The sequence below is a fragment of the Rhodococcus sp. MH15 genome (genome assembly GCF_019266045.1).
Lineage (GTDB): Bacteria > Actinomycetota > Actinomycetes > Mycobacteriales > Mycobacteriaceae > Rhodococcus_F > Rhodococcus_F qingshengii.
The window spans coordinates 246,928-269,230 of the sequence record NZ_LPNP01000065.1 but is presented as its reverse complement, the minus strand read 5'-3'; the positions used below and the strand labels follow the sequence as shown (position 1 = coordinate 269,230).

Annotated in this window: 21 protein-coding genes; 13 read left to right on the top strand and 8 right to left on the bottom strand. The window is 62.9% G+C overall.

Annotated features, from left to right (window positions below; translation table 11 throughout):
- Positions 1 to 8: 8 nt before the first annotated feature.
- Together ATN37_RS15655 and ATN37_RS15650 are read right to left on the bottom strand one after the other, a co-directional pair.
- A complete protein-coding gene (locus ATN37_RS15655) occupies positions 9 to 434 on the bottom strand; it encodes a MarR family winged helix-turn-helix transcriptional regulator (RefSeq protein WP_020968140.1) in 426 nt (141 codons plus the stop codon).
- 128 nt (positions 435 to 562) lie between these two features.
- Positions 563 to 1,801 (bottom strand): lactate 2-monooxygenase, encoded by a 1,239-nt coding sequence (locus ATN37_RS15650; RefSeq protein ID WP_003943926.1) that lies wholly within the window; start codon positions 1,799 to 1,801, stop codon positions 563 to 565.
- Between ATN37_RS15650 and ATN37_RS15645 the strand changes: the two genes are divergently transcribed.
- Positions 1,800 to 2,789 (top strand): NAD(P)H-quinone oxidoreductase, encoded by a 990-nt coding sequence (locus ATN37_RS15645; protein ID WP_007731765.1) that lies wholly within the window; start codon positions 1,800 to 1,802, stop codon positions 2,787 to 2,789. The two genes, ATN37_RS15650 and ATN37_RS15645, sit on opposite strands and share 2 nt — an antisense overlap.
- 15 nt (positions 2,790 to 2,804) lie before the next feature.
- Here the strand turns inward: ATN37_RS15645 and ATN37_RS15640 are convergent, their stop codons facing one another.
- Complete coding sequence (locus tag ATN37_RS15640) at positions 2,805 to 4,007, bottom strand: cysteine desulfurase-like protein (RefSeq protein WP_007731767.1); 1,203 nt, start codon at positions 4,005 to 4,007, stop codon at positions 2,805 to 2,807.
- A gap of 132 nt (positions 4,008 to 4,139) precedes the next feature.
- Here ATN37_RS15640 and ATN37_RS15635 point away from each other — a divergent pair, with 132 nt between their 5' ends.
- From ATN37_RS15635 to ATN37_RS15610, 6 genes are all read left to right on the top strand, one after another.
- Positions 4,140 to 4,709 (top strand): bacterial proteasome activator family protein, encoded by a 570-nt coding sequence (locus ATN37_RS15635; protein ID WP_083057908.1) that lies wholly within the window; start codon positions 4,140 to 4,142, stop codon positions 4,707 to 4,709.
- A gap of 64 nt (positions 4,710 to 4,773) precedes the next feature.
- Complete coding sequence (locus ATN37_RS15630; protein WP_019746445.1) at positions 4,774 to 5,646, top strand: ABC transporter permease; 873 nt, start codon at positions 4,774 to 4,776, stop codon at positions 5,644 to 5,646.
- 9 nt (positions 5,647 to 5,655) lie between these two features.
- Complete coding sequence (locus ATN37_RS15625) at positions 5,656 to 6,462, top strand: ABC transporter ATP-binding protein (RefSeq protein WP_007731776.1); 807 nt, start codon at positions 5,656 to 5,658, stop codon at positions 6,460 to 6,462.
- Positions 6,459 to 7,355, top strand: a complete 897-nt coding sequence (locus ATN37_RS15620) for a glycosyltransferase (protein WP_007731778.1) — start codon at positions 6,459 to 6,461, stop codon at positions 7,353 to 7,355. Before ATN37_RS15625 ends, ATN37_RS15620 begins: the two co-directional genes overlap by 4 nt.
- A 197-nt stretch (positions 7,356 to 7,552) precedes the next feature.
- On the top strand, positions 7,553 to 8,623 hold the full coding sequence (gene rsgA / locus ATN37_RS15615) for a ribosome small subunit-dependent GTPase A (RefSeq protein ID WP_218695368.1): 1,071 nt from the start codon (positions 7,553 to 7,555) through the stop codon (positions 8,621 to 8,623).
- 46 nt (positions 8,624 to 8,669) lie between these two features.
- On the top strand, positions 8,670 to 9,497 hold the full coding sequence (locus ATN37_RS15610) for a TylF/MycF/NovP-related O-methyltransferase (protein ID WP_020968135.1): 828 nt from the start codon (positions 8,670 to 8,672) through the stop codon (positions 9,495 to 9,497).
- A gap of 3 nt (positions 9,498 to 9,500) precedes the next feature.
- Here the strand turns inward: ATN37_RS15610 and ATN37_RS15605 are convergent, their stop codons facing one another.
- Entirely contained in the window at positions 9,501 to 11,366 is a 1,866-nt protein-coding gene (locus ATN37_RS15605; protein ID WP_218695425.1) for a glycosyltransferase, read from the bottom strand.
- Between the two features lie 68 nt (positions 11,367 to 11,434).
- Positions 11,435 to 12,244, bottom strand: coding sequence for a glycosyltransferase (locus ATN37_RS15600; RefSeq protein WP_151097602.1), 810 nt, complete (start codon positions 12,242 to 12,244; stop codon positions 11,435 to 11,437).
- A gap of 145 nt (positions 12,245 to 12,389) precedes the next feature.
- Between ATN37_RS15600 and ATN37_RS15595 the strand changes: the two genes are divergently transcribed.
- Positions 12,390 to 14,600: a hypothetical protein gene (locus tag ATN37_RS15595; protein WP_218695367.1), complete on the top strand. Its 2,211-nt coding sequence runs from the start codon at positions 12,390 to 12,392 to the stop codon at positions 14,598 to 14,600.
- On the opposite strand, the gene ATN37_RS15590 is transcribed toward ATN37_RS15595, so the two are convergent.
- The gene (locus tag ATN37_RS15590; protein ID WP_063315249.1) at positions 14,555 to 15,535 is read right to left on the bottom strand and encodes a Gfo/Idh/MocA family protein; all 981 of its coding nucleotides are present in this window, start codon (positions 15,533 to 15,535) and stop codon (positions 14,555 to 14,557) included. The genes ATN37_RS15595 and ATN37_RS15590 overlap by 46 nt on opposite strands.
- 3 nt (positions 15,536 to 15,538) lie before the next feature.
- The gene (locus ATN37_RS15585; protein ID WP_042950324.1) at positions 15,539 to 16,639 is read right to left on the bottom strand and encodes a DegT/DnrJ/EryC1/StrS aminotransferase family protein; all 1,101 of its coding nucleotides are present in this window, start codon (positions 16,637 to 16,639) and stop codon (positions 15,539 to 15,541) included.
- Positions 16,640 to 16,746: 107 nt separating this feature from the next.
- On the opposite strand from ATN37_RS15585, the gene ATN37_RS15580 reads away from it, so the two are divergent.
- Together ATN37_RS15580 and ATN37_RS15575 are read left to right on the top strand one after the other, a co-directional pair.
- Positions 16,747 to 17,466 (top strand): DapH/DapD/GlmU-related protein, encoded by a 720-nt coding sequence (locus ATN37_RS15580; protein WP_218695366.1) that lies wholly within the window; start codon positions 16,747 to 16,749, stop codon positions 17,464 to 17,466.
- A 58-nt stretch (positions 17,467 to 17,524) separates the two neighbouring features.
- Complete coding sequence (locus ATN37_RS15575; RefSeq protein WP_151097593.1) at positions 17,525 to 18,544, top strand: lysylphosphatidylglycerol synthase transmembrane domain-containing protein; 1,020 nt, start codon at positions 17,525 to 17,527, stop codon at positions 18,542 to 18,544.
- Positions 18,545 to 18,551: 7 nt separating this feature from the next.
- On the opposite strand, the gene rfbB is transcribed toward ATN37_RS15575, so the two are convergent.
- Positions 18,552 to 19,553 carry a dTDP-glucose 4,6-dehydratase gene (gene rfbB, locus ATN37_RS15570; RefSeq protein WP_063315250.1) on the bottom strand — a complete coding sequence of 334 codons (1,002 nt, stop codon included), beginning with the start codon at positions 19,551 to 19,553 and terminating at the stop codon, positions 18,552 to 18,554.
- Between the two features lie 96 nt (positions 19,554 to 19,649).
- Between rfbB and rfbA the strand changes: the two genes are divergently transcribed.
- From rfbA to ATN37_RS15555, 3 genes are read left to right on the top strand one after another with little or no spacing between them, the layout of a single operon-like run.
- Positions 19,650 to 20,525: a glucose-1-phosphate thymidylyltransferase RfbA gene (rfbA, locus tag ATN37_RS15565; protein ID WP_042447804.1), complete on the top strand. Its 876-nt coding sequence runs from the start codon at positions 19,650 to 19,652 to the stop codon at positions 20,523 to 20,525.
- 1 nt (position 20,526) lies between these two features.
- On the top strand, positions 20,527 to 21,132 hold the full coding sequence (locus ATN37_RS15560) for a dTDP-4-dehydrorhamnose 3,5-epimerase family protein (RefSeq protein ID WP_042921219.1): 606 nt from the start codon (positions 20,527 to 20,529) through the stop codon (positions 21,130 to 21,132).
- 51 nt (positions 21,133 to 21,183) lie between these two features.
- The gene (locus ATN37_RS15555) at positions 21,184 to 22,275 is read left to right on the top strand and encodes a S1C family serine protease (RefSeq protein ID WP_218695365.1); all 1,092 of its coding nucleotides are present in this window, start codon (positions 21,184 to 21,186) and stop codon (positions 22,273 to 22,275) included.
- The last annotated feature ends 28 nt before the right edge of the window (positions 22,276 to 22,303 follow it).

The window sequence follows — 22,303 nt, the reverse complement described above, 5'->3', positions numbered from 1 at the left end:
CTCCGGAGTCAGCGCTCGCCGATGGCTTTGTCGACCTTCTCGAAGACGTCTGCCAGCACGTCCAGTTCCTGGGGAGTCAGCAGATCGACCAGATTGTTCCGCACTCCGGCCACGTGAGTAGGCGCTGCCTCGGCGAGGCGACGCCTACCCTCTTCCGTGATCCGAGCGAGCACGCCGCGACCATCTTCGACGCAAGTGTCTCGCACGACGATGCCCTGAGATTCCATCCGCCTGATCTGGTGCGTGAGGCGACTCCGCGAAGACAGCACGCCGTCTGCCAGGTCACTCATCCGCAACGACCCGTCAGCTGACTCCGAGAGCATGACCAAAATGCGGTAATCGGCCAACGACAGGTCGTGTGAATCCTGCAGTTCGCGGTTGAGAACCTCCATGAGGCGCTGATTACCGTCCATGTAGCCGCGCCATGCACGCATCTCGCATGGCGTCAGCCACGGTGTCTCACCGTGCGCCGCCTGCGATGTCTCCTCGGTTGTCGCTTCAGCTGTCACAGGTTCCAAGTTTAGACCTGTGTCCGCCCGTCACAGTAAGACTCACCCTAAAGTCACGAATTGGACATCAGGATCGAACGGTCGATTTCGGCAACCGATGCCAGCCCCGCCAGTCCCATAGTGAGATCCAGGTCGGCCAGGAGACTGCGCAATGCATGACGCACTCCGTCCGCTCCGGCCAATCCCAACCCGTACACCCACGGCCGCCCGTACAGCACTGCGTCGGCACCCAAGGCCAGAGCCTTGATTACGTCTGCGCCACAACGAATTCCGGAGTCCATCAGGATGTCCACCTCATGCCCCACCGCATCAGCGACGGGACCGAGAGCGTCGAGTGCCGAAATCGACCCGTCGACCTGACGCCCACCATGGTTGCTCACCACAATGCCGTTGGCGCCGGCCGCGACGGCCTCACGTGCGTCGTCGGGATGGACAATTCCCTTCACTGCGATCGGAAGTGTCGTCCACTGGCGAAGTTTCGCGATATCCGCGATCCGCACCGCATGGTTACCGAACAACGACACCCACGTGAGAACCGCGATCTGCAGCGCTTCTGCGCTCTCCTCGGGCGGCGTCGCCAGTTTGGCGCGGAACACCGGATCCGACAGATAGTTGGCAATACCCTTCGCCTGCAGGAACGGAAGGTGGCCGAGCTCGAGATCCCTTGGACGCCAACCCATACCGGGAGTGTCGGCAGTCAGGACGATAGCCTTCGCGCCCGCCGTCTCCGCTCGGCGGACAAACGACTCCGCAAGTTCGTCGTCGGCCGGCCAGTACAGCTGGTACCACCAGTTCTCGCCGGAGGCCGCCGCTACGTCTTCGATGGTCGAGGATGCCGCCGTCGAGAGAATCGATCCGATCCCCAACTCGGCAGTGACCGAACCGACCGCAACCTCGGCGTCGTCGTGGACCAAGCCGAGCACGCCCACCGGAGCCGTCAGGATCGGTGCAGCCAACCGCGTCCCCAACACCTCGACGCTCAGATCGCGTGCGTCCGGCGCCGCAGTCCCCCGCAACATCCGCGGCACGATCGCATGCTTGTCGAACGCACGCAGATTCGACTCCGCGGTTCGTTCGGTCGACGCGCTACCAGCGATGTACCCGAAGGCCTCCGGTGAGAGTTGCTCGCGCGCGGCATCTTCCAAGCCTGCCGCAGTCATCGGCAAAGCCGGCTTCGCGCCGCTCAGTCCCGTCAGATAGATCTCGTTCTGCATGTTCCCGAAGTAAGTCACGTCCGCGACGGTAGCGGCAAAACACCCGTCAGCGGGGAGATTCGCTAGCGTCGTATCCATGTACGCCATAACGATCGATCAGCCCGGCGGTCCCGAGGTCATGAAATGGGCGCAGCAGCCCGATCCTGAACTACCTCGCGGGCACGTACTCGTCGAGGTCGCCGCAACCGCGGTCAACCGCGCCGACCTGCTCCAACGTCAAGGCTTCTACCCGCCGCCGCCCGGCGCGAGTGACATCCTCGGCCTCGAATGCTCGGGTGTGATCACCGAACTCGGCGAAGACGTCACCGGTTGGTCCGTCGGCGACGAAGTCTGCGCATTGCTGGCCGGCGGCGGCTACGCCGAGAAGGTTGCGGTCCCGGCAACACAACTTCTCCCGGTTCCCGCGGGCGTCGATCTCCGGGTCGCAGCGTCCCTGCCGGAAGTTGCGTGCACGGTGTGGTCCAACGTCGTGATGCGCGGCGGACTACGACGCGGACAGGTACTACTCGTCCATGGCGGTGGCGGCGGAATCGGCACCCACGCCATCCAGGTCGGCAAAGCCCTCGGCGCCCGCGTCGCAGTTACCGCGGGTTCGGAGGACAAATTGAACCGCTGCCGCGAATTGGGCGCGGATATTCTCATCAACTATCGCGACAGCGACTTCGTAGCATCACTCGCCGAAGCCACCGACAACCACGGCGCCGACGTGGTTCTGGACAACATGGGAGCGTCGTACCTCGGGCGCAACGTCGACGCACTCGCCATGGACGGCCACGTCGTGATCATCGGAATGCAGGGTGGCCGCAAGGGCGAAGTCGACATCGCCAAGCTGATGGGAAAGCGCGGAAACATCACGTCGACGGGCCTGCGCGGGCGTCCGCTCACCGGCCCCGGCGGTAAAGCGGACATCGTCGCCGACGTCCGCGCGAAGTTGTGGCCGTTGATCGCAGACGGATCGGTTCAACCGATCGTGTCGACCGAACTTCCGATCACCGAGGCGCCATTAGCCCATCAGTTGCTGGATTCGCCGGAAACCGTAGGCAAGGTCATCCTCACCGTGAAGTGAGCCGAGCGGGATCGATCAGCCCAGGGCGCCGAGTTCGGCGACCAGCTGATTGATCTCGTACCGCGTCGTGTACGGCGCAAGGCCGACGGTGACCGCGCCGCCTTCGTCGTTGACACCGAGGGCGTCGAGCAGCCTGGAACCACCATGCGTACCGCTGACCGTCGCGATGCGCTTGTCGGCCAGGTGCGCCGCGACCTTGTCTGCCGCCATCCCCTCGAGTGTGAAGCTGAGCGTCGGCACCCGCGTGGGTGCGCCGCCGATCACCATCACGTTGGGCAGGGCTGCGAGAGAACGCATGAGGTGATCGAACAGACCGTCCTGGTAGTCCTGCAGCGAGCTGATCGAGGTTTCGAGGCGCTCACGCCTGGTTCCCGTTGCCGATTCGTCCAAGCCCGCCAGGAAATCGATCGACGACGTGAGACCGGACAGCAGCGCGAACTGATGACCGCCCACCTCGAGTCGCTCGGCGCCACGCGCGTACGGGTTGAGCGACACGGCCGGAATCCGGTCGAGCAGTCCGGGATCGCGGAAGACGAGTGCGCCCACCTGTGGACCGCCCCACGACGGCGCGCTGACGGCAACGATGTCCGCCCCGAGATCAGCCATGTCCACATGCGCATATGGCGCTGCACCGACGGCGTCGACCACCATCAGTCCGCCGAATTCGTGCAGACGATCAGCTGCGGCACGGACGTTCGGAGCCGAACCGACGACCGGCGATGCGGCCGTCAAGGCCACCAAGCGAGTGGTCGAGGTGATGAGATCGTTGAACTGCCAACTCGGGAGCTCACACGTTTCGATTTCGACCTCTGCCCATCGCACCTGAGCGCCGTAGCGACTGGCCACACGAAGCCAGGGCGCGACGTTCGCCTCTTCGTCGAGGCGCGAGAGTACGAGACCGGTTCCGAGGCCCAACCGCGAACTGAGCGACTCGGCGAGCCAAGCCAACAACACCGCTCGGTCTGATCCGAGAACGACTCCCGCAGGATCTCCGCCGACCAGATCCGCGACCGCGGTGCGCGCACTCTCGAGAATGGCAGCACTACGACGGTTCGAGACGTGGCGACCGGAGGAAGAAGATGCAGAGGCACGGAACGCGGTGGAGACCGTCCGCGAGACGGCGTCCGGGATCTGCATTCCGGCCTGCGGATCGAGGTGGATCCAGCCGTCACCGAGTGAGGGAATCAACCCCCGTACGCGGGCAACGTCGTAAGCCATGCTCGACACTCTAGGTGCAGACGCCCGCTTAGTCGAAGGCAGTCACCCAATTACCCGTCAGTACAGTTATTCGGTAGCTAACTTTTTGGGGGTTACGCGGCGTTTGTCGCCCACACACGACAAGATGGAAGCATGACGAACCCCGACAAAGAGCAGGTACTCGTTATCGGACCCGACGGTCGACCCGTCGCGATGCCGGCGGCCGAGGCAGAGGCCCCCACATCCGGCACCACCGAAGGCGCGGAATCCGAAGCCGAGTCCGTCGCCGAGATGGTCGAGCAGCCGGCGAAGGTCATGCGAATCGGCACGATGATCAAACAACTCTTGGAAGAAGTGCGCGCCGCGCCGCTCGACGACGCCAGCCGCAAGCGCCTCAAGGACATCCACACCTCGTCCATCCGAGAACTGGAACAGGGCCTGGCACCCGAACTCCGTGAAGAACTCGAGCGACTGAGCCTCCCGTTCACCGACGACTCCATTCCCTCGGACGCCGAACTGCGCATCGCACAGGCCCAACTCGTCGGCTGGCTCGAAGGACTGTTCCACGGAATTCAAACCGCACTGTTCGCGCAGCAGATGGCAGCGCGCGCTCAGCTCGAACAAATGCGTCAGGGCGCACTGCCTCCCGGCATGAGCATCGGGGCTCCGCATTCGCCTGCACATCCAGACCAACAGAGCCCAGGAACCGGCCAGTATCTGTAACTCGGACCACCGCTAGGTCCGAGGGAAATCCGGCGCCGACGCCAGGCCGGTAGGCTCGACCTCCGTGTCAGCATCCGCAATCGAATCCGAGACGCCGGACGCACCTGCGCCCGTGTCCGACTCCCAGACGTTCCGTCGTGCGTTCAAAGACCTTCGCGACGGTCTGAATCAGCGTGAGTTGTGGCTCAGCCTCGGCTGGCAGGACATCAAACAGCGCTACCGCCGGTCGGTGATCGGTCCGTTCTGGATCACGATCGCCACCGGCGTTCAGGCCGCCGCGATGGGTCTTCTGTACTCCGCGTTGCTGAACATTCCGCTCAAGGAGTTCCTGCCGTACGTCACGGTCGGGCTGATCGTGTGGAACCTGATCAGTGCAAGCATCCTCGAAGGCTCCGAGGTCTTCATCGCCAACGAGGGCCTGATCAAGCAGTTGCCGTCGGCATTGAGCGTGCATGTGTATCGCCTGGTGTGGCGTCAGGTGCTGTTCTTCGCGCACAACTTCGCGATCTACATAGTTCTGCTGTTCGCGTTCAGTATCTGGCAGAACATGAGCTGGACAGCACTCGCGGCAATACCGGCATTCGTGCTGATCGTCGCGAACACGCTGTGGGTCTCGATCGTCTTCGGTATCTTCTCCACCCGGTACCGCGACATCGCCCCCATCCTCGGCAGCCTCACCCTGCTGCTGTTCGTGCTGACGCCGATCATGTGGACGACGCAGGCTCTCAAGGATCAAAGTCCAGAAGCCGCAGGGCGCGTGCGACTCGCCGAGCTCAACCCGCTGTACCACTACCTCGAGATCATCCGAGCACCACTCATCGGGGCCGACCAGCAGGCATACCACTGGTACATCGTCATCGCCTTCACCGTCGTCGGCTGGGCCGTCGCGATTCTGGCACTCCGCAAGTACCGGGCACGCGTGCCCTACTGGGTCTAGAGGAAACACATGAGTCAGCCAGTCAGCATCCACACGCAGAACGCGTGCGTCGACTTCCCGATCTTCGACGCGAAATCCCGCTCGCTCAAGAAGGCCTTCCTCGGCAAGGCCGGAGGATCCATCGGCCGCAACGACTCCGATGTCGTCGTCGTCGAAGCGCTCCGCGACATCACGATGACGCTCAAGGAAGGCGACCGCATCGGGCTCGTCGGCCACAACGGCGCCGGCAAATCCACCCTGCTGCGCCTGCTCTCCGGAATCTACGAACCGACCCGGGGATCCGCCAGCATTCGCGGACGCGTCGCACCCGTCTTCGACCTCGGTGTCGGCATGGACCCGGAAATCTCCGGGTACGAGAACATCATCATCCGCGGCCTGTTCCTTGGTCAGACCCGCAAGCAGATGCTCGCGAAGATGGACGAGATCGCCGAATTCACCGAACTCGGTGAATACCTCTCCATGCCACTGCGTACCTACTCCACCGGTATGCGCGTTCGCGTTGCCATGGGCGTCGTGACCAGTATCGATCCCGAGATCTTGCTTCTCGACGAGGGCATCGGTGCCGTCGACGCGGAATTCATGAAGAAGGCCCGCATCCGGCTGCAGAAGCTGGTGGAACGCTCCGGCATCCTGGTATTCGCCAGCCACTCCAACGAATTCCTCGCTCAGCTGTGCAACAGTGCGATGTGGATCGACCACGGCCAGATCCGCATGCAAGGCGACATCGAAGACGTCGTGCGCGCCTACGAAGGTGACGACGCCGCCGAACATGTGCGCCACGTGATCAAGGAAATGGAACGGGAGAACACCCCGTGAGCGCACCCGAGAAAATCATCGGGGTCGTCGTCACTCACAAGCGTCGTGAACTGCTGGCCGAATCCTTGAAGGTTCTCAGCACCCAGTCGCGTCCGCTCGATCATCTGGTTGTCGTCGACAATGCCGACGAAGCCGATGTGAAAGAGCTCGTCGACAACGCTCCACTGCCGACCAGTTACATCGGTTCTCAGCACAACCTCGGCGGTGCCGGAGGATTTGCTCTTGGCATTCTCTACGCGCTTTCACTCGGCGCCGACCGCGTCTGGCTCGCCGACGACGACGGCCGCCCGGAGGGGCCTGAGGTCCTGGAAACACTGCTCGACTGTGCAATTCGGAACGACCTGGCCGAGGTCTCCCCCGTCGTCTGCGACATCGACGACCCCGACCGCCTCGCTTTCCCACTTCGCCGCGGTACGTCGTGGCGCCGGTTGCGTTCCGAGCTCGGCGACGAGGATCTCCTGCCCGGTATCGCGTCCCTCTTCAACGGCGCACTGTTCACCGCCGACGCGATCGATGCCGTCGGAGTTCCGGATCTACGCCTGTTCGTCCGCGGCGACGAGGTCGAGGTACACCGTCGCCTCGTGCGCTCCGGCCTGAAGTTCGGTACCTGCCTGCAAACTGCTTACGTCCACCCCAACGGCGCGGACGAGTTCAAGCCGATCCTCGGCGGACGCATGCACACGCAGTACCCCGACAACGACACGAAGCGCTACTTCACGTACCGCAACCGTGGATACATCCTCTCCCAACCGGGAATGCGGAAACTGCTTCCGCAGGAATGGGTTCGGTTCGGCTGGTACTTCCTGATCACACGCCGCGATCCGGCCGGACTGCGCGAGTGGATGCGATTGCGCAAGCTCGGCCGGGAAGAGAAGTTCGAACGTCCGAGTTAAGTCAGTCGGCCTGAGTTGAATCAGTTAGCCGATCTCTTTTAAATCAGTTGCACAGTCGCGACCGCGGCTGAGACGATTCTGATCCGACGCATGGTGCGTCCTGAGATTTTCGAGGAGTGAGTATTGATGACTGTCGTGTTCCGCAGTTTCAGCGCCGTCAAAATTCACACTTCTTCGCACTCGAGGACACACTCACCATGTCGGAAAACAGCACGCCCCTGACCGAATACGGTTGGAACGCAACACTCTCGAACACATTCACTGACCTGGCCCCACCGGACTCCGCACCCGGGCGCGTTCTTCGCGTCGACCGGGGGCGGTGTGACGTGGCCGTCGCCGAAGGCACAGTTCGCGCACTCAGCGGCAGCGATCCACTCTGTACGGGTGACTGGGTCGCCGTGGCCGAGTTGCGGGACTCACGCGAACCCGAGATGCACACGGTCACTTCGATACTCCCTCGATCAAGCAGCATCGTTCGATCCTCGGCATCCGGAAAATCGGAAGGCCAGATTCTGGCGGCCAATGTCGACACCGTCGTCATCGCCACGGCTTCGGACGGCGACGTCGATCTCGGGCGCATCGAGCGACTACTCGCACTCGCCTGGGAAAGTGGTGCAACCCCTGTCGTCGCACTCACCAAATCGGATGCAGCTCACTATATCTCCGACACTCTCGCCGAGGTCACTGCCATTGCGCCCGGCGCAACAGTGCTGGCCGTCAGTGCCGAGACCAACGAAGGAATGGATGTACTCGATGCAGTTCTGGACGGCACCGTGGCGATACTCGGTCCATCAGGCGCCGGTAAGTCGACGCTCGCGAACGCCCTCCTCGCGGACACCACAGACGCCGATCGACTCGAGACCGGTCGCGTTCGGACCGGTGACGGAAAGGGACGCCACACCACCGTCACCAGAGAGTTGATCTCATTCTCCGGCGGCCGGACACTGATCGACACACCCGGCCTGCGAGGGGTCGGCATGTGGAACGCGGCGGAGGGGATCGACAAGACGTTCCCCGAGATCGAGGAGCTGATTGCAGAGTGCCGGTTCTCCGATTGCGCACACAACTCCGAGCCGGGATGCGCAGTCCTGAGCGCACTCGGGCGTGGCGATATCGATGAGCGGAGGCTCGCGAGCTACCGGAAACTACAGCGAGAGAATGCATGTAACGCCGCGCGAAGCGATGCTCGTCTGCAGGCAGAGAGGACGCGGGAGATCAAGGTGATCTCCCGACAACTCAAGAGTCACTACCGCGGTCGGGACCGGTAGCGAACAAAGCCTGGCAGCATGGGGGTGATCCCGACGAGAGGTTGCCATGTTCGAGCAGTTCCGTTCCAGCGCCAGAACCAAGCTTCAGCGTGCGGTATCCGAGGTGGTCGAGGCCGCCGACCGGCGCAACGCAGATCGCACGCAACAGATCCTCGACGCGCTGGCACTCTCACGTGACGAACTGGCCGAGGCCCGCGGTGACATCGCGGGCCTCCGGTCCAGGATCGACGAGCTGGAATTTCGCCAGCGTCGGGATCTGGCCTACGCCGTGGATCTGGAAGCGACAGCGTCGACTGCCGAGTTCATCCTCGAACACCTTCGAGTCGCGGAGACATTCGGCCACCCGCACGACACGCTGCGCCACGCATTGGGCTTGATCGAAATACCCGGCATGGCACTCGAATTCGGCGTCGCCAGCGGAACCACACTCAGGATCGTCGCGGAGGCTTTCACCGAACGCGAGGGGACCGTCGCAGGTTTCGACGTGTTCTCCGGCCTTCCGGAGACCTGGCGCACCGGGTTCCCGGTCGGCGAGTTCGCACAGGAATCCATCCCCGAAGTGCCTGGAGCGCAACTTGTTCCGGGCCTCTTCGAGGACACCTTGCCCTCGTTCCTGAACGACGAACCCGGCCCCGTTGCGTTCCTGCACCTCGACGCCGATCTCTACTCGTCCACCAAGACGGTGCTCGATCTCCTCGGCGACCGCCTGGTACCCGGGTCGATCGTCGTCTTCGACGAATTCTTCAACTATCCCGGGTGGCAGCAGCACGAGTACCGGGCGTGGACGGAGTTCGTCACACGCACCGGCATCTCGTTCGAATACCTCGGGTACACCGTCGACAACGAGCAGGTCATCGCCAAGATAGTGCGCTGAGGCTCACTTTTCGTACAGACGGGCCCAGTTCTCGCGGCTGGTGAGCTGCGGGAACTCGCGAGCGAATGCTTCAGCCACACTTGGTGCTTCGGCGAGGAACCTCTTCATGACGCCGGCGAGGCGGCCGCTCATCTCGGCGGCCTTCTCGCTGTCGAAGCGGCGTTCACGCACGCCTCCCTGCGAAGCATCGGTGACGAAGACGTGATCGAAACGTCCGACGTGCCACCACTGCGCATCTTCGTACGAGATCGCCACCGGGCCCCGCTCCAGATGATTGCGCGCCTGCATCACAGCACGTTTCGCGAGAACCAGGTCTGTCCACAAACCGGGTTTCGGGCTGGGCGCAACACGACGGATCGGCAGCCTTCCCGGCAACTCCGACGCCGGGCGAGTTACCGTCTCGGGGAAGCGCTTACGTTCCTGGTTGATCGCGGCAAGCGCCTCCTGCCCACCGTCCGCCAAACCTTCCGGCCCCTCGAGGAATCCCTCGATCGCCCGGAGTTGCGTGTGTGCAAGGCCGTACTGCAAACCCACGATCGAATGCGAAATGTCGCGGGAGAGCTGCTTCGCGAGGGTTTTGGGTGCAAACCCTGGGTCAAGCGCAGCGGTGATCAGTCCGTTGCGCGTACTGAAGTAGTGCGCAAAACCGTCGACGTCCTTCCAATAGAAGTCCGCATGCCAGACAGCAGCCGACGGCAACGTGATGGTGGGAATCCCGGCCCGCCCAGCCCGCAAGCTGTACTCGACGTCGTCCCACTGGAAGAAGACCGGCAGTGGCAAGCCGATCCGCTCGATGGCTTCAGCAGGGATCAGGCAAGACCACCAGCCGTTGTATTCGGCATCCACGCGGCGTTCCGGCAGCTTCTCGAGCACACTCCGGTTGCGAACACCGTGCTCATCGGTCGGTACACCACGCTGCAGGGTGCCCAGATCGACGCGTTCACCCGAAGCCAACAGGAAGTCGGGGTTGAACAGAAAGAGCATCTGGGCGCCGATCAAAGCCGGCTCCGTCGTCATGTTCGCGAACGCACTCAGTCGAAGAACCGATTCGGGCTCGCACAGAATGTCATCGTCCATCAAGATCACGTCGGCGTGCGGTCCGGCCGCCGAAGCTTCGTACAAGCCCCGCGTGAACCCGCCCGCACCACCTAGGTTCGCCTGCCGCAGATACTGCAACCGCGAACCGAACTTCTTCGACACTTCCTGGAACAGCTCACGGCTCTCTACCGGATCCGTTCCCTGATCGACGACGTACAGAGCGTCGAGCAACGCGAGTACACGCTCGTCGGACGCGAGGGCCTCGACCGTGCGCGCACAGTCGTCCGCACGATTGAACGTGCAGATCGCCACGGCTACCGGGCGAATCGACTCCGGCGAGACGACGGTCCATTGCACATCGTCGACCACTGCGCCGCCACCCTGCGCTTCGAACTGCAGCCACAGTGCCCCGCCGTCGACGAAAGTATCGAGCGGGGCGGTCATGGACACTCGCTCGTCGCCGGTCACGACGACGTTCGTCACGATCCGGCGGTGACCACCGATGTCCGAGGCCTGGATCTGGATGCGGCAAGCGGTATCGGCCACGACATGCGCGGTGACAGTGACCTCGGTGACGTTGGTCCAGCGCTGCCAGTAGCTGGCCGGAAAACGACCGAAGAAGGTGTTGGTGTGTGCGACGGCCCCGGGCTGAAGCCGCAACTCGAATCGCGATCGCGTCGACATTCCGACCTTGGTCACCGCATACAGTTCGTCACTGGCGACGGGCGAAGTTCCGGTGAACAACGTCCGCTGCGCCAGCAGTCGATCCGACGTCGCGCTGCGTTCGATCAACTCGACTCCGGAATCGGACTGGTCATCGGTCGTGTTCACGGTATCCACGCCCCGCAGGGTATCGCGAATCCGCACCTCGGCGCCCCGGGCACCGAGTCACACCAGGTCTACCCGTGATTACTCACTGCAGCGGCGGAGCGCAGCTCGGTCTTTCGCCGACGAAGCGACAACAGACCCTTCGCCATCTGGACCACGTCCTTGGGCGAGATACGGCTCGCGTGCGCCAGATGATCGTCGCTGAGTCGGATCGGGACCTCGACCGGGCGCACCCCAGCCAATTCGAGCGCGTAGTCCAATTCGGTGGTGAAAAGGAATCCACGCTCGGTCAGCGAGGGTGCGATTCGACGCAGCAAAACGCCGTCGACGATGAATGTCCCCTGGGGGTCGCCCGTGCGGGTGCCCAGCACCACCCGTCGTAGCGTCGCGAATCCACCCGTCATCACCGAACGCAGCAAGCCACGTTCCACCTCTGATTCCGAATGAGCCTTTGAACCGATGACCACCGGCGGGACGGACCCTAGATCCGCCATCACGCGGTCGGCGCCTTCGATGTCACCGAAACCGAACGGAAGGTCGTCCGCGGTGAGCAACACGCGTCGTCCACGAGAAGCAAGCGTCCCGGCGCGAAGCGCTGCGCCCATCCCTTTGTCGCTGCTCATCGGCAGGAAGGTCACTCCAGGCCAAGACCAGGAAGCTGCCAGAGCAGCACACACGTCGGCAGTGTTGTCCGTCGAACCGTTCTCCACGACGATGATCTCGACCTGACCGGCGCTCTCGGCCGGGCGGCTGGTGAAGTACTCGGCGAATTGACGCACCGTCGACTCCAGCACCTCGCCTGAGTTGTATGCGGGGATGATCACCGAGAGTTCCGGCGTAGCTGGTTCCCCACGAACGGGTTCCGTTCGCGATGTCGCCACGTCCCGATCTCCTTACTTCCCCGACTGCAGTTCGAACTCGTCGGAATACTACGCTCCGAGAAACAAGGCGCAGCCCAGGCTCCGAGAAAAAGAGCACGACCCAGGCTCCGAACAACAGCCATCGACTCGAAGACGAAAGCACATCGTGAAATCTGACTTACCGCTCGCACAACGCGTGGTGCCGCCAATTCTTCTCGCCGCTCTGGTGTCGATCGTCGCCGCCATCCCACTGATCTCCAATCGGTGGTTCTACTACTGGGACGACAGCGCAGCAGCTTTCACGCCTGGTTGGCACACGATCGGCGAGCGAATCCTGTCCGGGTCATGGCCGACGCTCATTCCCGAATTGTGGGCCGGCGGCAATGTCACAGCCGAAGCCCTTTACGGGACATACAATCCCGTGATCCTTCTGGATTCGGTTGCCATTGCACTCATTCCGAACCTGGGAATCGGAATCACCCTGGTCAAGATGCAATTCATGGCGATTCTCGCGGTAGGCGTTTATCTGGTGGCCCGCCAGTACGGCGCCAATCGGTCGATGGCTTTCATCGCCGGATTTGCCATGCCGTTCGCCGGATACACGCTCTATTTCGACGCCTCCAGTTGGGCGTCCGGGCTGATCGCCTTCGCCTGGATCCCCCACGTCTGGTGGTCTACCCGCGCCAGCGCCCTCGGCCGAGTGAACCCCCTGGTACCGATCGTTTTCGGCTATCTTGCGATGACCACCGGAAACCCGTACGGCGCTGTCGGTGTCGCGGTCGTCTACCTCGCTGTCATAGCGGAATGCATCGCAATCAAACGCGCAGGCAGCATCAAATCACTGATGATCAGCGCGGCAGCGATCATCATGATGTCGCTGATCGTGTATCTACCGTTGCTCTTCACCACCGGCGTGTCGGTGCGTACTCAGTCCGGAATCGCGAACGACGGTTCGCTTCGACCCGATCTCGGTGACCTGCTCAACCTCTCCGGCCCGTCGAACCAACCGTACGTCACCGCTTTCGCTTCGCCTGCCATGACGATTCCGCTGGTGTACCTGGCTTGGTTCCTCATACCGCTCGCACCGTGGATTCAGTGGAAGTCATTGAAGAAGTTGGGCCGCCACAGCGTCTCGCTGTTCGTCTTCGGCGGAATCTACGTCGTACTTCTTCTGGGACCGTCGAATCTGTGGCTGTTCCGTTGGCCGGCGCGACTGCTCGAGTACGGCCAACTGCCTGCCATCGTGGTCACGGCGGTCGCCCTCTCTGCCGGACTGCATCGTGATCGAATCCGGACAAGATCAATCATCACTGCGGGATTGTTGGCACTTCAGTTCTATCTTGCCTGGTCGAATGTCCCGGAAGACATCGGCATTCACTCGGCATCACTGATCATCACCGTGCTTCTCACCGTTTTCGCGTTGGTCGTGGCCTACCGAAAGCCCCGCTACCTCGCCGGTGCACTCGCTGTCGGCATCGTCGTCGTGCTCAGTGCTCAGACCAATTTCTGGTTCACCGGAAACTACAACGTGACACCGTGGAAGTTCCCCAGGCAGGTGGCATTCCTGGAGTCCAAGTTCGAGGACCGTTACCAGGGAACCACTTTCGCGATTGCCGACCCCGTCAACATCCCGCCGGACAACGAAACCGGGCAGTGGGGTGACCTCCTGTTCGGCAACGCCTGGCAGCCCGCCGGAGTCAATGCCGTCAACAGCTACGCCGGAATCAGCTACAACGATTTCGTTCAAGCACTGTGCTTGAACTACTACGGCGGCGTCCAGTGTCCGGACGGCGTCGACCGACTGCTCGCTGAATCGCCGGGAACGGGTGTGTCCTGGCTCGACGCGATGCGAGTCGACACGGTCGTCGTTCAGAATTCCGGACCGTACGGCGGAAAACGCGCCCTCGACGCCCTACCCGAGGGCGAGTGGACCGTATCGCCGGATCGGGTGGTCACGGTCGGCCATCGCACCACCGAGCATCAGTGGCCCGACGGTCGCGTATCCGCAGCGACGCCTGGTCTCGACGTACGTGGCGATGCCGCCGCTACGGACACCAGGGAAACCGTCGAGTACACCGGGTCCGGCACGGTTACATTCGCCCTACTGGCCTGGCCGGGCTGGACGGCGACTGTCGATGGTCAGACGGTCGAGACGAAGGCGAGCCCCGGCGGGTTGTTGCAGGTCGATCTACCGCCGAGTGCCACGTCCGGATCCGCCCTCACCATCGAATTCAGTCCACCCGGAAGCACTTTCGGCTGGACTGTCGCCGGCGTCGGATTACTCCTGGCACTGTCTCAAGGTGCCTGGGCCTTCCGACGCCGACGCAGCGGTCAGGACGACAACGCTGCAGCCAACGCAGATTCCGTCACCTCGTGAACCGCGCGGTGAGCGGGCAGAATCGACGCTCGCTCACCGTCCGCGTCACCGGTGCCCTGCACCAATCCGAGGAAATGCGTCAGCTGCGCGGCAAGCGGTTCCTCGCTGTAGCGGATCGTCGGAATTTCGATGACCGTCTGCTGCTGGTAGCCGTCCCGATCGGTGGGCATGTTGTCGTCGATGTGCCGGTAGATCGTGATGTCGCGACGCAGGAGATCGATCTCGATGAGTCGATCGGCCTCGAGCAACGACAGCTGGCGAATCTTGCGCTGACTGATCCGGCTCGCGGAAATCGTTGCAACAGCACCTGATCCGAAGCGCAATACGGCGTCGGCGCAATCTTCCGACCGGTTCTGCACGGACGTCGGGTGGAAGTAGCCGAACTCCCCTTTTGCCAAACTGGGTTCCGAGCCGGCAAATCCGATGGCAAGGTCGATATCGTGAATCAGCAGGTCCGTCGCGACACCCGTCGGAATGCGGGAAACGAACGGCGAGTGGCGGATACCGTTCACCTGCCACACATCGCCGGAGAACTCACGGGCGGTGCGGACAGCGGGATTGAACCGTTCGAGCAGTCCACACATCAGGGGAACACCGGACGCGCGCGAACGATCGACCAGGTCGACGCTCTGCTCGTACGTCGCAGCCAACGGCTTCTCCACCAGGACGGGCTTCCCCAGATCGAGAACCCGCCCGGCCAACTCGTAGTGCGCCGGCGTAGCGGCAGCGATCACGACGGCATCGATCTCGTCGAGGGAGTCGAAATCGGCGGCCCAACGCGTATCGAACCGCGCAGCAACAGCTTTGCCCTGCTCCTCGCGCGGCTCGATCAGCAGATCCAACTCGCACAGCGCCGACTGCGCGATGACCCGCGCATGCAGCGAGCCCATCTGACCGGATCCGACAAGAGCGATACGTGGCTTGCTAGCAGTCATTTTTCAGGCCTCCATGGCGCCGCGTACCGCGGCAACGATCTGATCGACGTCGCCGGCGGACAACGCAGCGTGGACGGGGATGCTCAGGCACCGGGACGCAACCGAAGTGGCCACCGGCGTCTCGTCGATGACGACGCGCGGATGTTCGCGGTAGCACTCGTAGTCGTAGACGGCCTTCGGGTAGTAGATGCCGCTACCGATGTCCTTCGCGGCCAGACGCTCACTCAACTGGTCGCGAGTGATCGGTGCGTCTTCGGCCAGCAGCAAGGTGAACTGATGCCAGACATGTCCACGACCGGACAGTTCGCTCGGCAGGATCAGTCCTTCGACGTCCTTCAGGCCGACACGCAAGGCCTCCGCATTCCGGCGGCGCGCCTCGACCTGCTGCATGTACGTCGCCATCTGGGGCAGAGCCAAGCTCGCCTGGAGGTCAGTCATCCGGTAGTTCTGGCCGACCATCTCGTACTGGTAGCGCGCCCGCATGCCCTGGTTGCGCAGGACCCGAAGTCGATCGGCGATCGCGTCGTCGTCGGTCGTGATCATTCCGCCCTCGGCGGTCGTGAGGTTCTTCGTTGCATAGAACGAGAAGCAACCCACACCGAAACTGCCGGCGCCTCGCCCGTCGTACGTCGCTCCGTGGGCCTGAGCGGCGTCCTCGACGACAGTCAGACCGTTTTTCGATGCCAGCGGCATCAATGCGCCCATGTCCGCCGACTGTCCGTACAGATGAACCGGCATCAGCACCTTCGTGCGGTCACCGATTCGATCGGCAGCGACTGCCGGGTCGATGTTGAAATCGGACTCGGAGATATCGGCAAACCTCGCGGTCGCGCCTGCCTCGAGAATCGCATTGAGGGTGGCCACGAACGTGAACGGCGTGGTCAGAACCTCGTCACCTGGCTGAAGATCCTGGACCTGAAGAGCCGCGATCAATGCGGTCGTGCCGTTGTTCACCGCCACCGCGTGTCGCGTTCCGACCAGCGCCGCGAACTCGTCCTCGAGCCGCTTCACCTTGGGTCCCTGCGCGACGATCCCCGATCGCAGAGTGTCCAGCACCTCGCGCTCGACTTCTTCCCCGAACGAGATACTGGATATCGCGATCACTGAGTTACCTCCGATAGGTTGCATTCATTCAGCACCGACGGTGTCGGTGCCGACCAACTGAGGGTAACGAAGCAGTCGAATGCTCTACGAAAGGATTCCCGTACATCATGCCAATCGGTAAGAATTGCCAGATTCATCCCACCGTTGTGATCGGAGACGAAGTCACCATCGGCGACGGGGTCAGCATCGGGCCCTACGCGGTCCTGACGGGATCGCTCGAGATCGGCGACAACTGCTGGATCGGTTCGAGCGTCAGCCTCGGCGCCCCTCCCGAATGGATAGGCAAAGAGCACCCTCTGACATGGACCGAACGCAGCCCTCACCAGGGCATCGTCATTGGCTCAGGTACCACGATCCGCGAACTGACCACGGTTCATCAAGGCGGCGAGCGACCGACGATCATCGGGCGCAACTGCTTCATCATGAACCGCACTTCTGTAGGGCATGACGTCCAGATGGGTGATGGATGCACCGTCGCTCCGTCGACCACTTTCGGAGGCCACGTCACGATGGGAGATGACGTCAACTTGGGAATCAACACTGTCATCCATCAGCGGCGTGTCATCGGAACCCGCGCGATGGTGGGGATGGGTTCAATAGTTCCGAAGGACGTTCCTCCGTACGCAACGGTGTTCGGCAATCCAGCGAAACTTCACGGGACCAACCGGGTCGGAATGAGTCGGTCGGGAATCGCGGAGGAGGACATCGCCGCGATCGAAGCCGTGTACGCCGCGGGCAGCTTCGGCACGTCACCGGCCATTCCGGACGCGCTGTCGGAGGCCTTCACCTGGTGGCGGGAACGCGCCGACAAACCGCTCGTGGTTTAGCGAGACAAATCCTGGTTGGTATCGTCTGCGAAATGACGAACGGGCGGGATGCAGGCGCGTGAGTACCTCTCCCGAATCTGAACAACCGGTCGAAGACGTCGAACCGGCCGCAGAGCCGAACGCTCTACGCAGCCTTCTCGTCAACGCATTCAAGGTCCTCGTCACCCTCGCGATCGTCGTCGCGATCATCTTCGCGGTGAAGTCCCAATGGTCCGAGGTCAAGAACACGATCACCGAGCTGAACTGGTGGACGCTTGCCGCCTCGTCGGTGTTCATCTTCCTCGGTATGGGTGCCGCAGTGCGGGCCTGGCAGCACGCACTCGGCGCCCTCGAACAACCGATTCCGGCCTTCGACGCCGCTCGCGCTTATCTGGTCGGCCAACTCGGCAAGTACCTTCCCGGCAGTGTCTGGGCCTTCGTTCTGCAAACGGAACTCGTGAGGCGCGCCGGTGTGTCCCGTGCCGCAGGCTTTGTCGCAGTGCTGGTCACGGTGGGGTTGAGCACAACTTCGGCGCTGGTCGTCGGCCTCTTCGGTCTACCTGCCCTGTTCGAGGTCAGCACGGCGGCAGCGGTCGGCGTGATCATCCTCGTACCGATCGCATTGGTCTGCGCCTACCCGCCGGTGCTCACACGCCTGGTGAACCTTGCGCTGAAACTGCTCCGCCGCACGCCGCTGCACAAGCCGCTCACGATGCACAAGATTGCGCTCGCATTGGGCTGGTGCGCAGCAAGCTGGGTGCTCTACGGCATCCAGTTGTGGTTGCTCGCGTCCAGTTCGGCGGGCTTCGAAATCCGTGGGCTCGTCCAGTGCATCGGCGCTCTCGCCCTCGGTATGTGCGCGGGCGTCCTCGTGTTCGTCGTCCCGTCCGGAATCGGTGTCCGCGAAGCCGTCATCGTCGCAGCGCTTTCACCGTTCATGGATGCCGGCGTCGCGCTCGGCCTCGCACTGGCGTCGAGGCTGCTGTTCACCCTCTGTGAGGTCTTTGCCGGCGTCGTGGCTGCACTGTCGGGATCACGAGGCCTGCGCAATGCACTCGTGCACGAGCGCTCGCGGGTGCCGGACCCCACCAAAGCCTGACGTTCGGTCAGATCACTTTCTCGGCCGCTGAATACTGCGTCTCGACGCCGGCCTTCTGCGGACGCCACCACTGCTCGTTGTCGCGATACCACTCGACGGTGGCTTCCAGTCCGCTTCGAAAATCGCGGTACTGCGGCTTCCACCCAAGTTCCTGCTGTAGTCGCGTCGAATCGATCGCATACCGCAGATCGTGACCAGGGCGGTCGGTGACGAAGTCGAAATCGTCCGGCTTGCGTCCGAAAATTTCGAGCAGAGCCGCAATCACCCTCCGGTTGTCGGTTTCACCGTCGGCGCCGATCAGATAAGTCTCGCCGGACTTTCCGCGGTCCAGAATGTCCCAGACGGCGCGGTTGTGGTCCTCGACGTGAATCCAGTCGCGGACGTTGCGGCCTTCCCCGTACAACCGTGGACGCACTCCGTCGAGCAGATTGGTGATCTGGCGTGGGATGAACTTCTCCACATGCTGGTACGGGCCGTAATTGTTGGAGCAGTTCGAGATGGTCGCCGCGATCCCGAACGAGCGCACCCAGGCGCGCACGAACAGATCACTCGACGCCTTGGACGCGGAGTACGGGCTCGACGGGTTGTACGGTGTCGTCTCCGTGAACTTCGCCGGATCATCCAGTTCGAGGTCGCCGTACACCTCGTCGGTCGAAATGTGGTGATAACGGACCCCGTGCGAACGCACAGCCTGCAGGAGCGAGAAGGTTCCCATGACGTTGGTGCGCAAAAACGGTTCGGGGTCGGCGATGGAATTGTCGTTGTGGCTTTCGGCCGCGAAGTGCACGACTGCGTCGGAGCGCGAGACAAGATCGTCGACCAGCGACTCGTCGGCCACGTCGCCGTGGACAAACGTGATCCGGTCCTCGACGGACGCCAGGGACTGGCGATTTCCGGCGTAGGTCAGAGCGTCGAGAACCGTGACTTCCACGTCGGGACGCGTCGCCACCGTCTGATGAACGAAATTGGCACCGATGAAGCCGGCACCCCCGGTGACCAGTAGTCGCACGTCATCTCCTCAGGCTCATCGGACGAACCCCACTTTAGCGGCCGGGCGTGTCATGTCCGTTTGCGTCGGCAGGCAGGAGTGCAGGACACTGCACGCATGCGCGGAATCATTCTGGCCGGTGGCACCGGGTCGCGGTTGCACCCGATCACCCTCGGAGTGAGCAAGCAACTCTTGCCTGTCTACGACAAGCCGATGATCTACTACCCGCTCTCCACTCTCATGCTCGCCGACATTCGCGACATCTTGATCATCACGACCCCACACGACGCCGAACAATTCCGCCGGGTTCTCGGCGACGGCTCACAATTCGGCGTCAACCTCACCTATGCAGTGCAACACGAACCGAACGGCCTCGCAACGGCATTCACCCTCGGCGCAGAGCACATCGGATCCGACTCCGTGGCGCTCGTCCTCGGCGACAACATCTTCTACGGCCCCGGCCTCGGAACCCAACTCAGGCGTTTCTCCGACATCGACGGCGGAGCCGTATTCGCTTACTGGGTCTCGAATCCGACCGCCTACGGCGTCGTCGAATTCGACGACTCGGGTCGCGCCGTGTCCATCGAGGAAAAGCCGACGTCACCGAAATCCAATTACGCAGTCCCCGGCCTCTATTTCTACGACAGCGACGTCGTGGACATCGCACGCACTCTGAAGCCCTCTGCGCGTGGCGAATACGAAATCAGCGACATCAATCAGCACTATCTCGAAGCTGGCAAACTTTCTGTCGATGTCCTCCCCCGCGGAACCGCGTGGCTCGACACCGGCACACCCGATTCCCTGCTCGAGGCAGCGAACTACGTGCGGACCATCGAACACCGCCAAGGCCTCAAGATCGGTTCCCCTGAAGAGGTTGCGTGGCGTCAAGGATTCATCAGCTCCAACCAATTACGCACTCAGGCAGAAGCATTGGGCAAATCCGGGTACGGCAACTACCTACTCGAGCTGCTCGAGCACGGCAAGGAATGGTGACGTGGAAATCCGTCCACTGAAGATCGCCGGAGCTTGGGAAATTACACCGAAGCAGTTCGGCGACAACCGCGGTGTCTTTCTCGAATGGTTCAAAAGCTCCGCCTTCACCGCCGCGACGGGCCGCACTCTCGACCTCGCGCAGGCCAACTGCTCGGTCTCCGAAGCCGGTAGCCTCCGCGGGATCCACTTCACCGACAATCCGCCCGGACAGGCGAAGTACATCACCTGCGTGAAAGGTGCCTTCCTCGACGTTGTCGTAGACCTGCGCGTCGGATCACCGACCTTCGGCGAGTGGGATGCAGTGGTGATCGACGACGTCGATCGACGAGCGGTGTTCCTGGAGGAAGGCCTCGGCCACGCGATCCTTTCACTCGAAGACGGATCGACAGTGATGTACCTGTGCAGCATCGAATACTCGCCCCACCTGGACCGCGACCTCGATCCCTTCGATCCGGAACTCGCGATCGAATGGCCGAGAACAGACCGTAAGGGCAACCCTCTGACCTACGAGCTCTCCGCAAAGGACGCTGCCGCGCCGTCCCTGGCAACGCTCCGCGCGGACGGCATGTTGCCCGGTTTTGTGGCCGAAGATTCGCCGAATCGGTAATCTTCACCTTTCACGACTCGATGGCATGACACCGGCGGGACGGACGGCTGGATGACCAAACGTGCGAGCAGACGCGGCCTGTGGACGGCCGTCGTTCTCGCAGCCGGCCTCGGTGGTATCGCGCTGGTCGCACCGCCCCTGACTCCGGGAACGATCGAGTCCGCACCGGTCACCGTCATCACGACCACCCCACCCGCGCCGGTTGTTCCACTCACGCCGGAGGAGCTCTCGGCCCGGGTGGTCCCCACCATCGTCACCATCACGGCGCCGGCCGGATTCACCACCACTGCTGGGACCGGGATCGTGCTCTCCCCTGACGGAGTGGTGCTCACGAATCACCACGTCATCAGCGGAGCTTCGGACGTCACTGCCGTCAGCATGTCCAACGGGCTGATCTACGACGCCGAGATCCTCGGGTACGACAGCGTCAGCGATCTTGCCGTCCTTCGACTCGCGGGCGCTGACGATCTCCCGGTGGCTGTGGTCGGCAAATCAGCAGAAGCCGCTCGCGGGGACTCCGTCACCGCAATCGGAAATGCGGAAGGCGGCGGAGTACCCGTCCCTGCTCCCGGCGTCATCACCAACCTCGGTGTCACCGTCAACACCCGCAACGTGTCCGACGGATCGCGAAACCAGTTGAAGGGCCTCATCGAGGTCGACGCGGACATCCGGCCTGGCGATTCCGGTGGCCCCCTGGTCAACGCCGTTGGCGAGCTGATCGGCGTCAGCAGCGCGGGCAACGCCGTCACCGACCGCACCGAAACCTCACCGGCGCCTCAGTCCTACGCGATACCGATCGACACCGCACTACCGATCGTCGAGCAGGTACTCGGTGGCCGCTCCTCCGAGACCGTGCGTGTGGGACCGACACCCGTACTCGGTGTCGCGGTGAAGGATCACGCGGACATGCCGGCCGGCGCCGAAGTTGTTGCCGTGAGCTTCGATTCGCCGGCCGAGCGGGTGGGGCTGACCAAAGGTGCGGTCATCACCGAGTTCGGTGGCAGCCGGATCGCGTCGTCCGCTGATCTCAACGCGGCGATGAGCTCGCGCCGCCCCGGCGACACCGTCGCGGTGACGTGGGTGGACGCAACCGGGCAACCCGGGACCGGTTCGCTGGTCCTCGACGAGGGGCCACCTCGCTAGTCGTACAGGGCGCCAGCCGTGAAAGCAT

Excerpts from the sequence above, each read along its gene's own strand:
- ATN37_RS15655 (WP_020968140.1), bottom strand. The coding sequence starts at position 434 with ATGCGTGCATGGCGCGGCTACATGGACGGTAATCAGCGCCTCATGGAG.
- ATN37_RS15645 (WP_007731765.1), top strand. The coding sequence starts at position 1,800 with ATGTACGCCATAACGATCGATCAGCCCGGCGGTCCCGAGGTCATGAAA.
- ATN37_RS15650 (WP_003943926.1), bottom strand. The coding sequence starts at position 1,801 with ATGGATACGACGCTAGCGAATCTCCCCGCTGACGGGTGTTTTGCCGCT.
- ATN37_RS15640 (WP_007731767.1), bottom strand. The coding sequence starts at position 4,007 with ATGGCTTACGACGTTGCCCGCGTACGGGGGTTGATTCCCTCACTCGGT.
- ATN37_RS15635 (WP_083057908.1), top strand. The coding sequence starts at position 4,140 with ATGACGAACCCCGACAAAGAGCAGGTACTCGTTATCGGACCCGACGGT.
- ATN37_RS15625 (WP_007731776.1), top strand. The coding sequence starts at position 5,656 with ATGAGTCAGCCAGTCAGCATCCACACGCAGAACGCGTGCGTCGACTTC.
- rsgA (WP_218695368.1), top strand. The coding sequence starts at position 7,553 with ATGTCGGAAAACAGCACGCCCCTGACCGAATACGGTTGGAACGCAACA.
- ATN37_RS15610 (WP_020968135.1), top strand. The coding sequence starts at position 8,670 with ATGTTCGAGCAGTTCCGTTCCAGCGCCAGAACCAAGCTTCAGCGTGCG.
- ATN37_RS15590 (WP_063315249.1), bottom strand. The coding sequence starts at position 15,535 with ATGACTGCTAGCAAGCCACGTATCGCTCTTGTCGGATCCGGTCAGATG.
- ATN37_RS15580 (WP_218695366.1), top strand. The coding sequence starts at position 16,747 with ATGCCAATCGGTAAGAATTGCCAGATTCATCCCACCGTTGTGATCGGA.
- rfbA (WP_042447804.1), top strand. The coding sequence starts at position 19,650 with ATGCGCGGAATCATTCTGGCCGGTGGCACCGGGTCGCGGTTGCACCCG.
- ATN37_RS15555 (WP_218695365.1), top strand. The coding sequence starts at position 21,184 with ATGACCAAACGTGCGAGCAGACGCGGCCTGTGGACGGCCGTCGTTCTC.